This is a genomic window from Arthrobacter sp. SPT-J7, from assembly GCF_059089965.1.
The window spans coordinates 1-14,564 of sequence record NZ_JBNHFF010000061.1 but is presented as its reverse complement, the minus strand read 5'-3'; the positions used below and the strand labels follow the sequence as shown (position 1 = coordinate 14,564).

Sequence of the window (14,564 nt, the reverse complement as noted above, 5' to 3'; positions counted from 1 at the left end):
GGACAGTTGCCGGGTGGCGGCGGACGTAGTCGACACCTGGGCCGGCCAGGGAGGCTTCGCCGTGGTCCAGGATGCGCTCACCTTCCAGCTGCGCGGCTTTCATGACGTTGGCAATCGCACCGCCGGTGATCAGCCCCAAACCCAATTCCTCGCGAAGCCCACGCACATCCACGTCATCCACCAGTTGGCAGATGTACTCGGCCGGAACGGACCGGAGCAGGCGGCGGACAGATTCCGGGCTGAAGCTCATGAAGGTCACGGCCACGTTGTCAACCGACGAGCTCCTGGCCTCCCAGCCCTCGCCGCGGAGAACCTCAAGCACCCTGTCCTCCAGCTTGAGCTGGTACGGGCTGGGATGCTTCAGCTCAATGGCCAGCCCCACGGGCCGTCCGGCCCCGCGAAGGATTTCCAGCAGCTCGGGAAGGGTGAGGAACTGCTCGGACCGTGCACCGTACACCTCGGGGATGCGCGCACCCTTCCACGAAGAGAAGTCCAGGCGGCGGAGTTCACGCAGCGTGCGTTCCGCCACCGGCCCGGTTCCATCCGACGTCCGGTCCAGGTTCGCGTCGTGCAGGAGGACGACGTGCTGGTCGCGGGTGAGGTGTACATCGCACTCCACGCCGTCCGCCCCGTCCGCCAGCGCCTGCAGGTAGGCTGCCCTGGTGTGTTCGGCAAACGCGGCGCTTGAGCCGCGGTGGGCAAAGACCAGGGGCCGCTGCGGCACTGACTCGTCAGTAGTCATGGAGACACGGTAGCCGACCCGGCCCGCACTGCGGGACTAGGCTTGGCACATGCAGGTGAACTCTGAGCCAACTACCCGGGAAGCATCCACCAGGCCCGCCCCGTCCGCACCGCCCGACGCAGAGGCGCGTGCCGCCGTCGGCCACCAACTCAGTGCAGGTGACGCCGAAAAGGCGGCAGCGCTGCGGAAAATGAAGCTGCTTGCGCTGGCGCTGCTGGTGGCCATGGCGGTCATCTTTGTGTTTGCGTTCGCGCTTCAAAAGGAGTATCCGTGGCTCCAGTACGTGCGGGCCGCGGCTGAAGGCGGCATGGTGGGCGCGCTGGCGGACTGGTTCGCGGTCACCGCGCTGTTCAAGTACCCCATGGGGATCAAAATCCCGCACACCGCCATCATTCCGCGCCGGAAGGACCAGATCGGCGCCTCGCTGGGCGAGTTCGTGGAAACCAACTTCCTGTCCGAGCAGGTGGTCCAGGACAAGCTGGCCAGCGTGAACATCGCGCGCCGGGCGGGCGAATGGCTGGCGACGCCGGCAGGCGCTGAGCGGGTGGCCAAGGAGGGCGCCGCCGTCATCCGCGGTGCGTTCAAGGTCCTGAACGACGACGACGTCCAGGCAGTCATCGAGGGCATGGTCCGCAAGCATTTGCTGGCTCCGCCGTGGGGACCTCCCGTGGGCAGGATGGCGGAGCGGATTTTCCACGACGGGCACCACCACAAGCTGGTGGACCTGCTGGTGGACAGGGCCGCGGACTGGGTTGATGACAACCACGACACCGTCACGCACCTCGTGTCCGACCGCTCCCCCACCTGGGTGCCGCAGTTCGTGGACGGCCTCGTGGGCGACAAAGTGTACGTGGAGATCCTCAAGTTCGTGCGGGCGGTCCAGGCGGACCAGAACCACCAGGTGCGGCAGTCCATCGACAAGTACCTGAACGACCTGGCACAGGACCTGCAGCACGATCCGGCCATGATCGCGCGCGCCGAGGACATCAAGGCGCAGGTCCTGGGTGATCCCGAAGTCCGGGAACTCGCATCCCGGACGTGGGACACGGTGAAGAACGCCCTGCTGGGTGCTGTTGATGATCCGCAAAGCGACCTGACCATCAAGTTCAAGGCGGCGGTCCGCGACTTTGGCTCGCGCCTGGTCAACGATCCTGAACTCGCCGGCAAGGTCAACGCCTGGATCGGCGACGCCGCCGGCTATCTGGTGCGGACGTACCGCTCAGATATTGCCGGGGTCATCACGGATACCGTTGCCCGCTGGGACGCCGAGGAAACCTCGCAGAAGATCGAGCTCCAGGTGGGCAAGGACCTGCAGTTCATCCGCATCAACGGCACCGTGGTGGGTTCAATGGCCGGGCTCACGATCTTTACCGTGGCGCACCTGATTTTTGGGTGAGCGATCCTGCACCTACGCGAAAGACTCCAACTCCACACCGGCAACTTCCAGACCCGCCCTGACGGCTGCAGCCATCTCAACCGCCCCCGGGGTGTCGCCGTGGATGCACAGGGAGTCCGGCTGTACTTGCACCAGGGTGCCGTCAAGGGCCACCACCTCGCCCCGCGTGGCAAGACGGACGGCACGCTCGACGATAGAGTCGACGTCGTGCAGCACGGCGCCCTCCTGCGGGCGCGGCACCAGTGTTCCGTCAGCCATGTAGGCGCGGTCCACAAATGCTTCGATAAAGACCGGGTGCCCGGCTTCCTGTGCCTGCTTGAGAAGCTCTGAACCGGGCAGCCCGAGAATGGGCAGGCCGGGATCGTAGGAGTTCACGGCAGCCACCACCGCGGAGGCCTGGTCGGCGTCATGGACCAGCCTGTTGTACAGCGCGCCGTGCGGCTTCACGTAGTCAACGGAGGCACCCACGGCGTGGGCGACGCCGTCGAGCGCGCCCAGCTGGTACAGCACGTCGCCGAACAACTCGTCGAAGGACATGTCCAGCGAGCGGCGGCCGAAACCCGCCAGGTCGCGGTAGCCCAGGTGCGCGCCAACTGTCACGTCCAGCTCATAGGCAGCCCGGCAGCTGTCCAGCATGGTGACGGGGTCACCGGCGTGGAAGCCGCATGCCACGTTGGCGCTGGTAACCAGGCGGAACATCGAGGCGTCGTCCCCCATGGTCCAGGAGCCGAATGATTCGCCGAGGTCAGCGTTGAGATCCAAGGTTGTTGCCTTCCAGCGTCGGGTTGTCCGGTGCAGCGGCGTTGAGCTCGCCGGGGATGGTCTCCGGCATGGGACCAAACGCTTCCTTTGCGTTCGACACCACTGCGCGCCCCATCATGAGGTTACCGGCTCCGCCCACCACTGCGCCGATACCGAACGGCAGCGCCCGGCCGAACAACGCGGCACCCTGGCGTTTAAGGAGGTTCTTGAGGAAGGCTGCCTGGATCCGGCTCCGGACAGACCCGAAGCCGGGCACAGGCATCGACCGGGACAGGACGCCGCCCCAGGCCTTGGTGGCGTTGACTCCGCTTCCCGCCGCCTGGCCGCTGAGCGTACCCAGCAGTGAGGTGCCCTCCTCACCCAGCATGAGGGCCATGACCATGGTGCTGGCCTTTTCCGGATTAGTGAGGCGGATGCCGTGCAGCTCGGCAAGGGAGGTGGCGTACAGGGCTGTTGCTTCCAGGAATCCAACGGTGGCGGCGGCGGAGAGGCCGAGGGAAGCGACGGTACCGACACCAGGAACGACGGCGGTTGCGCCAACCACTGCGCCGCCGCCCGTCACGGCGCGAAGATAGTCACGTTCGATGATGTCCGCCAGCTGGGCGGCAGTGGCACGCGGGTGCTTGCGCTGCAGCCGGCGAATGTAGGCCAGGACCAGCGGGCGCTGGATCTCCACCGCCCGGAGGAGCATGGTGTGGACCCCCGGCTTCGGTTTGCCGTCTGCATCGAATAAAGCATTATGGGCCGTCTCGTGTGCGATTCGTACTGCGGGATTGCTGCGCCTGGCCATGGTCACCTCTGTTGGTCTCGCCGGCCGCGTTGGTCGCGGCCTCTCCTAATACTAAGGTTGCTTAACACTAGGCCACGGCACCCCTAACATGCTTGGCGCAAAGGGTAGCTGCCTGGCTGTCCGGGGTATCCGTCCAAAGCCTAGACTTACCCTATGCCCGCCCCCAAAGCCCTGCGGCCCTTTGCCCATCGTGAGTACCGGGTACTGATTTCGGCGCTGGCCATCTCCATTTTCGGTTCCGGGATGTGGGCTGTCGCGATGGTCTACCAGGTGATCCATCTAGGCGGCGGGCCATTGGAGCTGTCCGTGGTGGCTGCCGCTGGAAGCGTGGGCCTGGTGGCGTTTCTCCTGGCCGGAGGGATCGCCGCCGACCGGATTCCGCAGCGCCGCCTGATCATTGCCGTTGAGGGAGCAAACCTCGCGGTCATCGCCGTCATCAGCGGACTGGCCATAGCCGGGTGGCTGCAACTCTGGCATCTGGCGGTGGGCGCCTTCGTGCTGGGCGTTGGAGCGGCGTTCTTCTTCCCCGCCTATTCCGCCATCCTGCCGCGCATCCTGCCCGCGGAAGACCTGCTGGCAGCAAACGGCGTGGAGGGGTCCATGCGGCCGGTACTCCAGCAGGCCGCCGGTCCTGCCGTGGCCGGTATCGTCGTAGCCGCCCTCTCGCCGTCGCATGCCGTGACGGCTGTGGCTGTCTGCCACCTCTCGGCCTTCATCGTCCTCAACTTCCTGGGCCAGCACTCGCTGGACGCGCCGGTCAACGGCGCCGAAGACGGTTCCCACCCAGCGGGAGCAGAACGCGGCAAGTCGTCCTTCCGCCAGGACCTGCGCGAGGGTGTCACGTACACGCTGCGCACCCCCTGGCTGCTGTGGACCCTGCTGTGGGCGTGCATCTCGGTACTGTTCCTCATCGGCCCCATCGAGGTGCTGCTGCCCTTCGTGGTGCGCGACCAACTGGGCGGCGATTCCCGCATGTTCGGCTTCCTCCTCGCCGTCATGGGCGTGGGGGCCGCGCTGGGCTCGCTCTTCACTGCTTCCTTGAAGCTGCCCCGGCGCTACCTCACAGTGATGATGGCGTCCTGGGGCGCGGGCACCCTGCCGCTGGCCGCCGTCGGGCTCATGGACAACTTCTGGGTTATTGCGGCTTCGCTGTTCATCTGGGGCGCCACCGGCAGCGTGGGCATGGTCATCTGGGGCACACTGCTGCAGCGGCGCGTCCCGCCCCACCTTTTGGGCCGGGTCTCCAGCCTGGACTTCTTTGTGTCGCTCGCCCTGATGCCGGTATCCATGGCTTTGGCCGGGCCCGCAGCCGAGGTGCTGCCCATCTGGCTGATCTTCCTGGTGGCCGGCGCCGTGTGCCCCATCATGGCGGTCATCGCCATGATGGTGGCACGCATGGCCGACGACGAACTGGCGCACCCGTTGGACAGTGCACCTGAAGTGGAACGTTCGACGGCGGGCGGAGACTAGCTGCCGGATCTGGCGGCCGGCACCGGCGAACGGCCGCAGCTGACTGCCGGCCGCGGGGGCCCAGCGGCGGTCAGTTGTTGGCCCGCACCACCGGGATGCTCGCCGTCGGATGTCCGCTGGGGAACACCGTAGGTTCCGGTTCCGGCAGGGGTTCGAGTGCTACCCGGACGGACTCCGCACCCACACTGAGCCGCTGGCCGCGGACATCCACTTCCAGGGCATCGCCTTCCTGGACGGTCAGGGAGATGGCACCGGCGATGAGCTCAACCAGCAGCAGGCGGCCGCGGATCTTGAGGTGGAACGTCAGGCCTTCCCATTCAGAGGGCAGGCGCGGATCGAAGTACGGGACCGAACCCTGATCCCGCAGGCCCGCGAACCCGCAGACGAGGGAGCTCCAAACGCCGCCGGCGGAGGCGATATGCACGCCGTCGATGGTGTTGCCGTGCGTATCGTCAAGGTCGATGAACACGGCGTTCGTGAAGTGCTCAAGGGCTTCGCGGGAGTACCCCACCTCCGCGGCCATGATCCCCTGCACGCAGGCGGAGAGTGTCGAATCGCCCGTTGTCAGCGGGTCGTAGAAGTCGAAGGCCCGGTGCTTTTCCTCTGCGCTGAAATCCTGCCATTGCAGGAACATTGCCAGAACAGTGTCCGCCTGCTTCAGGACCTGGTGCCGGTAGATGACCAATGGGTGGAAATGGAGCAGCAGGGGGTACTTGGACCGGGGCGTTGTCCAGTCCCAAGGCTCCAGGGTCATGAAGTCGTTGTCCTGCGAATGGACCTGCATGCGGTCGTCAAATGGCAGCTGCATACGGCTCGCGGCCGCCTCCCACAGCTGCCGCTCTTCCTGGCTGATGCCGGCATGTTCCAGGGCAGCGGCAGCACGGAGGTTGAAGCGCGCCATGACGTTGGTGTAGAGGTTGTCGTTGACCACGGCCGTGTATTCGTCCGGCCCGGTCACACCGTGGATGTGGAAGAGCCCGTCCTTGCCGAAGAAGCCCAGGGAGATCCACATACGTGCGGTCTCAATGATCAGTTCGGCCCCCATCCCGTCACGGAACGCGGTGTCCCCCGTGGCCCAGACGTACCGGTTGGTGGCAAAGGCGATGGCCGCGGCAATGTGGAACTGGGCGGTACCGGCGGCGTAATAGGCGCTGGCTTCGAGCCCGTTGATGGTGCGCCACGGGAAAAGCGCCCCGTCCACGCTGAGTTCCTTGGCGCGAATCTTGGCCTCGGGGAGGATGGCGTGGCGGAACTCCAGGACCTGGCGGGCACCGTCGGGATTGGTGTAGGTCAGGTACGGCAGGAGGTAGACCTCCTGGTCCCAGAAGTAGTGGCCTTCGTAGCCGGAACCGGTGACGCCCTTCGCCGGGATCCCGGCAACGTCGGCACGGGCCGTTGCCTGCGCGAGCTGGAACAAGTTCCACCTGATGGCCTGCTGCAGTTCGGGCTGGCCGGCCACCACGATGTCCGAGGTAGCCCAGTAGTCGCGGTAGTGCGCTTCACTTTCGGCAAAGACGTCCCGGACGGAACGGAGGTTCCCTTCGGCCACCTCCGCGGCATCAATCGATAAATCCTGGATGAAAGCGCCGGCAGCGTAGCTGACGCTTTTTTCCAGGCGGAACGGCTCACCGGCGCTCACTGCCAGGACGTAGCGCACGCTGCTGTCATCCTGGTCCACCAATGTGTCGAACGGCTGATGCCCGGCTGACGTCCAGTGGTCCACGGCGATGCCCACCCGTTGTTTGGATTCCGCCGCTTCCCAGGCCAACCGGAGCGACCCATCACCACCGTCGAGGCGCAGGGGCAGCAGCACGCGTCCGGCGTGGCGGCCCGCCCGCCGCGGATCGTGAACGGAGTGGTCTTCCACCGGCTGGTCCTGGCGGTTGATCACGGAGGAGGTGACGTCCACGGAGACATCGCGGTCCGTGGCCACTTCCAGCGAGATGCCAAGGGTTCCCCGCGAGGCGAATCCCACGGCGCGTTGTTCCGTGGTGGTAACGGTGGCCCCGGAGCGGCACTGCCAGGTGATCCGGCATTCGTAGACCCCGGTGGAGAAATCAATGGAGCGCCGGTAGTCCAGCACCTCGGATTCGGCAAGGCTGAGGGCTTCGCCGTCGATGATGACCGCGAAGTTGTTGGCATCCGGGATGTACAGGATGCGCTGGCCTGTGCGGGCGAAGCCGAAGGCATTTTCCGCGTGCTTGATGTCCCAGATTTCGTGCAGGCCATTGATGAAGCTGCCAGGAAGGTCGGAGTCGGCTGCGGCCCAGTGGGCTCCGCGGATTCCCAGGTGTCCGTTACCCAGGGCAAAGAGGGTTTCCAGCGTCCCTTCGGTGCCCTGTTCGTGGCGTGTTTCCACGAGCTGCCAGGGGGTGTTCGGGAACCTTTCGCGGTCCGCGGAAATCAGAGCCATGGTGTAGGGGTCCTTGTGCGTGTGGCGGTGCTGCCGGTTGGCCGGCGGGGCGTGCCGATGGGGATTGTGGCAGCTGGGGGTGCTGCGTACTGCTTGCTGAGGTGATTCGTTGTGTTCCGGCGGCGGGATGGGGGACGCCACTCGGTACGGTGCTGCTAGAGGAGCTCGTCGAGATCGTTGACCACCACGGTGGCGCCGGCATCGAGAAGCGTCTGCCGTCCGGCGCCGCGGTCCACCCCGACCACGGTGTGGAATGTGCCGGCGTTTCCGGCCTGCACACCGGAGACTGCGTCCTCGACCACCACACATTCCCCGCTGGGCAGGTCCAGCAGCCGGGCGGCGTAGTCGTAGGTGGCGGGGCTCGGTTTGCCGGGCAGTCCTTCCCTAGCCGCCACCACGCCGTCGACGACCACCGGGAAGTGGCTGCTGAGTCCGGCAGCCTCCAGGACGGATGGTGCATTTCGGGAGGAGGAGACGACGGCAACCTTCAGTCCACGTTTCAGCACAGCCTGGAGGAACCGCACGGAGCCCTCGAATGGCTCGACGCCGGCGCTGACGATGTCGTTGAAGATCCTGTTCTTCCGGTTGCCCAGGCCCTGCACCGTAACGTTGGCGGGGTCGTCGTCCGTGGGGCCTTCCGGAAGCACGATCCCGCGTGAAGCCAGGAAATCCCGGACGCCGTCGAAGCGCGGCTTACCGTCGATGTGGTCGAAGTAGTCGCTTTCGCTGTAACCGGCCACCTGCGGCTGGGACGCGAGGTAACCTTCGAAGAGCGCCTGCCACGCCTGCTCATGGACCGTGGCTGTGGGGGTCAGCACGCCATCCAAATCGAAGAGGATGGCAGAGGCGCCGGTCCAGGCCGAGAGTTCGGCGGTGGTGTGTTCTGTAGCGATGTTTTCAGTCATCAGCGGTGGGTGTCCTTTCAGGACGGCGGGCAGCCTCGAAGGCGGGATGCTGTGGGAGTGTGGAGGCCTCGATGCCCGGACGATCCGCAGGCGCGGCGGTTAACCGCCGGCGCGCAGGACGGGGTGGCCGCAGCCTTGCTGATCGTTAGTACCATCATGGACGTGTTGCCCTCCGCCAGACAAGCCTGCGGAACAGCGGACAGCGACAGCGAAGGCAAGGGCGCCAGGAAGCATCGGCCCGCAGTAAACCGTCCCCACTGCACTGATCTCCTTGTCCGCCCAGTTCAGGGCCGCAATAACGGCCGAAGACGAGTGTAAGCGCTTACAAATTTGGCTGGCAACTGTTTTTTTCCTGCCGCCACACTGTGACACACTTCTCACCGAAGGTGGTTCGGCGCACCTAACCCTTTGGAGCTCCATTGGGCCTCAGCACGTAATGTCTCAGGAAGGCACTCACGTCCACCATCTCGGTTTTGGACATCGCATGCCCCATCCCCGGATAGGTCCTAGCGGTCAGGAGGGTGTTTTTCTGCAGCCACTCCTCCGTATACGCGATCGCGTCTTCGTTGATGACCAGGTCCGCCTTGTCCCGTCCCCAGAAGAACGGCGGCTTGGTGTCAAAGGATTCGGTGAGGGACAGCAGCTCATTCTCGAGCACAAAACCGGAAAGCCCCACCACGGCCACATAGTCCTTGGGGTGAAGACGCAGCAGCGTGCTGGCCATCGCCATGCCCTGCGAGTACCCAAGCAGGCTGACGCTGCTGTGCTGCCCCTTGACGCTGTTGATCCAGGCCTGGACGGCGCTGGAAGCTTTGATGACGTCGGCGAAGTCATTGGCCAGGAAGTAGTCCAGCAGGAACCAGCCGAAGTGGTCGCCGATGGGCATCGGAGCCCGCAGGGCCGCGCAGGTAAATTCAGCGGGCAAGTACTCAAAGAGCCGGACCATTCGCGACTCGTCCGTGCCATAGCCATGCATCATCACCAGCAACGGAGTACCCGCGCGCTCATCTTCCGGCCTGGACCACACAACTGTTTCCATCGAAACAGCCTAACGAGGCAGGTCAGGAACAAGCCTGAACCGGACCCGAAACCACAAGAGTCACACCTGCCCCGCGCCACGCCACCGCCAAATGCCCAGCCAGGATCATTGAATACGGCAACCCCGGGCTGTAGCGTGACGCCTAACGGGAAGCATGCTTAGCAACCGTCAAAGGGCTATGAACGCGCCCACCAGCCACAACAAGGAGCACGTCATGAGAATCGGATCCTCCATCTTCCTCATCGCCCTCGGCGCCATCCTCGCGTGGGCGGTCGCTCCAGGCCTCATCCCCTTTGTCGACCAAGTGCTGGTCGGTTACATCCTGATGGCTGTCGGCGTGATCGGCCTCATCGCCTCGCTCATCCTCGCGTCACCGGGCCGCAGCAGGCGCATCAGCGAGAGCCGTTCCGTCGTTGATCCCAACACCGGAGAGCGCATCACCCGCAACGAAAGCCGTGACGGCAGGCTTTAGCACGGCAGGCTGCAGCCGGGCAGAAGCAACTGCAATGACCTGCGAAGCCGGGCTGGACCACTGCGGTCCGGCCCGGCTTTTTTGTCTCCGGAGTTCTTCTCCGGAGTTCTTGTCCGAGTGAAGGCCTTATGACGGTTGACCTTTGCCCACGGGGACCCCACACCCCACACTTTGTTTCGTGTGGATTTCCATTGACAAACCAACACAACCAAAGATAAAGTCAAGTAACACAACATCGTGTGATGCCAGTCACGCACTGACCGGTGCTCCCGTCAGCAAGAGCAGCACCATCAACAGCCGCAAGATCAAGCCTTACGCAACGGAGGGTATGTGTTCGCCGAGGAGCGCCAGCAGAAGATCGCCGAGCTTGTCGCCGGCACCGGCCGGGTCAGCGTGACCCTTCTGGCCGAGCGCTTCCGCATCACCACCGAAACCGTACGGCGGGACCTCGCTACCCTCGAGAACGCCGGCACTGTCCGGCGAGTGCACGGTGGGGCCGTTGCGGCAGACCGCTTCAGCACCACGGAAGAAAGTGTCAACGAACGGGCCATCCAACGGCCTGACCAAAAGATCCGGATCGCCGAGGCTGCGCTGGCGCTCATTCCCCGCAGCTCCCCCGGCAGCGTCCTCATCGACGGCGGCACCACCACGGAAGTGCTGGCGGACCTGCTCTCCCGGCGTGCTGCCGTCGAGCCTGCAGATGGCGCAGAACCGCGGGCAGAGCTGGTGGCCATCACTCACGCGGTCCCCATCGCCGGCAAGCTTTCAAGTGTTCCGGGTGTCGCCCTGGAGGTCCTGGGCGGCCGGGTACGCGGAATCACGCAGGTTGCCGTTGGCCAGGCAACCGTAGAGGCCGCCGGCAGGCTCCGGCCGGACCTTGCCTTCATCGGCACCAACGGCATCCATCCACAATTCGGCCTCAGCACTCCCGATCCCGAAGAAGCGGCCGTCAAGGCAGCTTTCGTCCATTCAGCCCGCCGCATTGTGGTGCTGGCCGATTCCTCCAAGCTGGACACGGAAACCCTGGTCCAGTTCGCCTCCCTGAAAGATTTGGACACCTTGATTACAGACAGCGAACCCGGCCCGGAACTTGCAGCCGCACTGAAAGAAGCCGGCGTAGATGTGGTGATCGCATGATTGTCACTTTCACAGCCAACCCGAGCCTGGACCGGACCGTGGCGCTCCCCGGCCCCCTCGAACGGGGCGAAGTGCAGCGGGCGGTCTCCGTCAGCCAGGAATCCGGCGGCAAGGGCGTCAACGTCTCCCGCGCGCTGGTGGCATCCGGCCTGGAATCCGTGGCCGTCCTGCCAGGCGCGGACAGCGACCCAGTCCTGGCCGGCCTGCGCGAAAGCGGAGTCCCCTTCGTAGCCCTCCCCATCAATGAGCCGCTCCGCACCAACGTTGCGCTCACCGAGCCCGGCGGAGTCACCACCAAGATCAATGAGCCCGGACCGCTGCTCGACGCCGACCAGCAGGAAGCCCTGATGAAGCTGCTGCTCGAGAGCTCTCGCGGTGCCAGTTGGGTGGTCCTTGCCGGGTCGCTTCCCCCGGGTTTCCCCGCAGATTTCTACGCCACCGTGGCCCGCCGGATCCGTTCCTTGGGGGACGGAAACGCCCCGCAAATCGCCGTGGATTCCTCCGGCGCCCCTCTTGCCGCCGCCGTCTCCAGTGATGAGCCAGGCAATGGTTCGGGAAAACCGGACCTCCTTAAACCCAACGCCGAAGAACTGGCGGAACTGGCTGCTGCAGCCGGCTTCGCCTCCCCGGCCACCGCTGACGAACTGGAAGCGGACCCGGCTGCAGCCGCAGCAGCAGCCGCCGCCGTCGTACGTTCCGGTGTGGGTGCTGTGCTGGCAACTCTCGGATCCAAGGGAGCTGTCCTGGTAACGGCCGACGGCGCGTGGCTGGCCACGCACCCGCCGGTCGCCGCGGTCAGTACGGTCGGCGCGGGCGATTCAGCCCTTGCCGGCTACCTGCTCGCCCACGGCCAGGGCGCCGCCCCGGCCGATTGCCTTCGTCAGGCCGTGGCCCATGGTGCCGCAGCCGCCTCCCTGCCCGGTTCCACAGTTCCGGCAGTTCACCAAACCACCCCGGATGCCGTAACCATCACGGCCCTTCGAAAGGATTGACAGTGACCCAGCTCATCACCACGGAACTGGTCGAGCTCGACCAGAACCTGGGCAACGCGCCCGAGGCGGTGATCCGGCACCTGGCAAGCAAGGTAGCTGCCGCCGGACGCGCAACAGAAGTTGAAGGCCTCTTCGCCGATGCCTATGCCCGCGAGCAGAAAACCGCCACGGGCATTCCCGGCGGCATCGCCATCCCGCACTGCCGCTCTGCCGCAGTCACGGAACCAACCCTGGCCATGGCCCGCCTCGACCCCAAGGTGGACTTCGGCGCCAAGGACGGCCCGGCGGACCTGATCTTCTTCATCGCAGCCCCGGACGGCGCGGACCAGGAGCACCTCAAGCTGCTGTCCAAGCTCGCCCGGTCCCTGATCAAGAAGGACTTCACCGCAGCCCTGCGCAACGCTTCCTCCCGGGAGGAAATTGTGGAACTGGTGGACGGCGCACTCGCTGACAAGCCGGCCGCCCACGCAGCGGCCCCAGCGGGTGCAGCCGCTTCTGCGGGCGGTACTCTGAACGCCTCCGGGCAGTCCGGGGCCTCCGCAGTAGCTGGCGCAGGTTCAGACGGCTCCGCCGCCTCGGGACCCAAGCGTCTCGTTGCCGTAACAGCATGCCCCACAGGCATCGCCCACACCTACATGGCTGCCGACTCCCTCGTGGCCGCCGCCCAGGAAGCCGGCGTTGACCTGCAGGTGGAAACCCAGGGGTCCTCCGGTGCCAAGCCGTTGGACCCCGCCGTGATCGCCGCGGCCGACGCCGTCATCTTCGCGGTGGACGTGGACGTGCGCGGCAAGGAACGCTTTGCGGGCAAGCCTGTCATCAACGCTCCGGTCAAGCGCGGCATCGATGAGCCTGCCAAAATGGTCCAGGAAGCACTGGCCGCTGCAGACAACCCGAACGCCCGCCGCGTCCCGCACTTCGGAGCCGAGGAACAGGCCGAGCACGAGGCCGACGAAAAGGGCGAGCACATCGGCCAGAAGCTGAAGCGTGCCCTGCTGACCGGCGTGAGCTACATGATTCCGTTCGTCGCCGGCGGCGGACTGCTGATCGCCCTCGGCTTCCTGCTCGCGGGATTCGACATTGCACTGGGCACGAAAGCCGATGACATTTTGGCGGCCAACACCCTCTTCAACCTTCCCGAGGGAAACCTGGCGCTGTATTTGGGCACGGTGCTGTTCAAGATCGGCGCGCTGTCCATGGGCTTCCTGGTCCCCGCACTGGCAGGCTACATCGCCTACGCCATCGCGGACCGTCCTGGCATCGCACCCGGCTTCGTAGCCGGCGCCGTTGCTGGCTTCATGGGCGCCGGTTTCCTCGGCGGCATCGTGGGTGGCTTGCTGGCCGGTTACATCGCCCACGTGATCGGCAGTTGGGGTGTCCCGCGGTGGTTGCGCGGCCTGATGCCCGTCGTCATCATCCCGCTGCTGGCCTCCATTGTCGCTTCCGGTGCCATGTTCCTGTTCCTGGGCGGCCCGATCGCCGGCCTGACGGCAGCCCTCAACGGCTGGCTGTCCGGTATGACCGGTGCGTCCGCCGTCGTCCTGGGAATTATCCTCGGCCTGATGATGTGCTTCGACCTCGGCGGTCCGGTCAACAAGGTGGCTTACGCGTTTGCGGTCGCCGGCCTGGGCGCCGGCAGCGCCACTAACCAGGCGCCGTGGCAGATCATGGCAACCGTCATGGCAGCGGGCATGGTCCCGCCGCTGGCAATGGCCCTGGCCACGGTCCTGGACAAGAAGCTCTTCAGCCTGGCCGAGCGTGAAAACGGCAAGGCGGCGTGGCTGCTGGGTGCGTCCTTCATCTCAGAAGGTGCCATCCCGTTCGCCGCAGCCGACCCGCTGCGGGTTATCCCCGCCAGCATGGTAGGCGGTGCGCTCACCGGCGCGCTGTGCATGGCCTTCAACGTCACTTCGCAGGCACCCCACGGCGGCCTCTTCGTGTTCTTCGCCATCGGCAACCTGCTGATGTTCGTGATCTCGATCATCGCCGGAACCATTGTCAGCGCGCTGGCCGTGGTGGCCCTGAAGCGTTGGGCTGCCCCCAAGAGCGCTGCTACGGTGGAGACCGTTCCAGCAACGGTCTGACCTGCCTCACCCACTACCTGTCCGGCGCTGAACGCCAGCCGCCCGGAAGACAAAGGAGCAAAAATGCCAGAACGCACAGCAACCGTCGCCAGCCGTGTGGGCCTGCACGCCCGCCCCGCCGCCATCTTTGCCGAGGCAGCAGGAGAATACGACCTGGACATCACCATCGCCCGCGAAGGCGAACCGGCCGATGAGGCCATGGACGCGGCCAGCATCCTTTCCCTTATGAGCCTGGGCGCCTCACACGGTGACGTGGTAGTCCTCCGCGCCGAAGGCGACGGCGCTGACACCGCCCTGGAGCACCTGGTCCAGATCCTCGAAACGGACCACGACGCCGAGTAGCAGCACCGCTGCCAAGGCAGCCA

Annotated in this window: 13 protein-coding genes; 7 read left to right on the top strand and 6 right to left on the bottom strand. The window is 65.6% G+C overall.

Annotated elements, in window-relative coordinates; genetic code table 11:
- On the bottom strand, nucleotides 1-742 hold a 742-nt coding region (locus AC5RWX_RS22550; protein ID WP_494098534.1), incomplete at its 3' end, for a glycerophosphodiester phosphodiesterase.
- A gap of 49 nt (nucleotides 743-791) precedes the next feature.
- On the opposite strand from AC5RWX_RS22550, the gene AC5RWX_RS22545 reads away from it, so the two are divergent.
- A complete protein-coding gene (locus AC5RWX_RS22545) occupies nucleotides 792-2,138 on the top strand; it encodes a DUF445 domain-containing protein (RefSeq protein WP_494098533.1) in 1,347 nt (448 codons plus the stop codon).
- 12 nt (nucleotides 2,139-2,150) lie between these two features.
- Here the strand turns inward: AC5RWX_RS22545 and AC5RWX_RS22540 are convergent, their stop codons facing one another.
- The gene (locus tag AC5RWX_RS22540) at nucleotides 2,151-2,900 is read right to left on the bottom strand and encodes a LamB/YcsF family protein (protein WP_494098532.1); all 750 of its coding nucleotides are present in this window, start codon (nucleotides 2,898-2,900) and stop codon (nucleotides 2,151-2,153) included.
- Nucleotides 2,884-3,690 (bottom strand): hypothetical protein, encoded by an 807-nt coding sequence (locus tag AC5RWX_RS22535; RefSeq protein WP_494098531.1) that lies wholly within the window; start codon nucleotides 3,688-3,690, stop codon nucleotides 2,884-2,886. Before AC5RWX_RS22535 ends, AC5RWX_RS22540 begins: the two co-directional genes overlap by 17 nt.
- A 153-nt stretch (nucleotides 3,691-3,843) precedes the next feature.
- Between AC5RWX_RS22535 and AC5RWX_RS22530 the strand changes: the two genes are divergently transcribed.
- Nucleotides 3,844-5,160, top strand: a complete 1,317-nt coding sequence (locus AC5RWX_RS22530) for an MFS transporter (RefSeq protein WP_494098530.1) — start codon at nucleotides 3,844-3,846, stop codon at nucleotides 5,158-5,160.
- Between the two features lie 70 nt (nucleotides 5,161-5,230).
- Here AC5RWX_RS22530 and AC5RWX_RS22525 read toward each other — a convergent pair whose 3' ends face one another.
- The 3 genes from AC5RWX_RS22525 to AC5RWX_RS22515 form a co-directional block, all read right to left on the bottom strand.
- Nucleotides 5,231-7,573, bottom strand: a complete 2,343-nt coding sequence (locus AC5RWX_RS22525) for a glycoside hydrolase family 65 protein (RefSeq protein ID WP_494098529.1) — start codon at nucleotides 7,571-7,573, stop codon at nucleotides 5,231-5,233.
- 155 nt (nucleotides 7,574-7,728) lie between these two features.
- Nucleotides 7,729-8,478, bottom strand: coding sequence for an HAD family hydrolase (locus tag AC5RWX_RS22520; protein ID WP_494098528.1), 750 nt, complete (start codon nucleotides 8,476-8,478; stop codon nucleotides 7,729-7,731).
- Nucleotides 8,479-8,878: 400 nt separating this feature from the next.
- Complete coding sequence (locus tag AC5RWX_RS22515; protein WP_494098527.1) at nucleotides 8,879-9,517, bottom strand: alpha/beta hydrolase; 639 nt, start codon at nucleotides 9,515-9,517, stop codon at nucleotides 8,879-8,881.
- A 214-nt stretch (nucleotides 9,518-9,731) separates the two neighbouring features.
- Between AC5RWX_RS22515 and AC5RWX_RS22510 the strand changes: the two genes are divergently transcribed.
- From AC5RWX_RS22510 to AC5RWX_RS22490, 5 genes are all read left to right on the top strand, one after another.
- Nucleotides 9,732-9,989: a DUF6458 family protein gene (locus AC5RWX_RS22510; protein WP_458780808.1), complete on the top strand. Its 258-nt coding sequence runs from the start codon at nucleotides 9,732-9,734 to the stop codon at nucleotides 9,987-9,989.
- Nucleotides 9,990-10,319: 330 nt separating this feature from the next.
- Nucleotides 10,320-11,126 (top strand): DeoR/GlpR family DNA-binding transcription regulator, encoded by an 807-nt coding sequence (locus AC5RWX_RS22505; RefSeq protein ID WP_494098526.1) that lies wholly within the window; start codon nucleotides 10,320-10,322, stop codon nucleotides 11,124-11,126.
- A complete protein-coding gene (locus tag AC5RWX_RS22500; RefSeq protein WP_494098525.1) occupies nucleotides 11,123-12,118 on the top strand; it encodes a 1-phosphofructokinase family hexose kinase in 996 nt (331 codons plus the stop codon). Before AC5RWX_RS22505 ends, AC5RWX_RS22500 begins: the two co-directional genes overlap by 4 nt.
- A gap of 2 nt (nucleotides 12,119-12,120) precedes the next feature.
- Nucleotides 12,121-14,199 (top strand): PTS fructose transporter subunit IIABC, encoded by a 2,079-nt coding sequence (locus tag AC5RWX_RS22495; protein ID WP_494098524.1) that lies wholly within the window; start codon nucleotides 12,121-12,123, stop codon nucleotides 14,197-14,199.
- Between the two features lie 63 nt (nucleotides 14,200-14,262).
- Complete coding sequence (locus AC5RWX_RS22490) at nucleotides 14,263-14,541, top strand: HPr family phosphocarrier protein (RefSeq protein WP_307279999.1); 279 nt, start codon at nucleotides 14,263-14,265, stop codon at nucleotides 14,539-14,541.
- Nucleotides 14,542-14,564: the final 23 nt, after the last annotated feature.

Excerpts from the sequence above, each read along its gene's own strand:
- AC5RWX_RS22545 (WP_494098533.1), top strand. The coding sequence starts at position 792 with ATGCAGGTGAACTCTGAGCCAACTACCCGGGAAGCATCCACCAGGCCC.
- AC5RWX_RS22535 (WP_494098531.1), bottom strand. The coding sequence starts at position 3,690 with ATGGCCAGGCGCAGCAATCCCGCAGTACGAATCGCACACGAGACGGCC.
- AC5RWX_RS22530 (WP_494098530.1), top strand. The coding sequence starts at position 3,844 with ATGCCCGCCCCCAAAGCCCTGCGGCCCTTTGCCCATCGTGAGTACCGG.
- AC5RWX_RS22525 (WP_494098529.1), bottom strand. The coding sequence starts at position 7,573 with ATGGCTCTGATTTCCGCGGACCGCGAAAGGTTCCCGAACACCCCCTGG.
- AC5RWX_RS22520 (WP_494098528.1), bottom strand. The coding sequence starts at position 8,478 with ATGACTGAAAACATCGCTACAGAACACACCACCGCCGAACTCTCGGCC.
- AC5RWX_RS22515 (WP_494098527.1), bottom strand. The coding sequence starts at position 9,517 with ATGGAAACAGTTGTGTGGTCCAGGCCGGAAGATGAGCGCGCGGGTACT.
- AC5RWX_RS22510 (WP_458780808.1), top strand. The coding sequence starts at position 9,732 with ATGAGAATCGGATCCTCCATCTTCCTCATCGCCCTCGGCGCCATCCTC.
- AC5RWX_RS22500 (WP_494098525.1), top strand. The coding sequence starts at position 11,123 with ATGATTGTCACTTTCACAGCCAACCCGAGCCTGGACCGGACCGTGGCG.
- AC5RWX_RS22490 (WP_307279999.1), top strand. The coding sequence starts at position 14,263 with ATGCCAGAACGCACAGCAACCGTCGCCAGCCGTGTGGGCCTGCACGCC.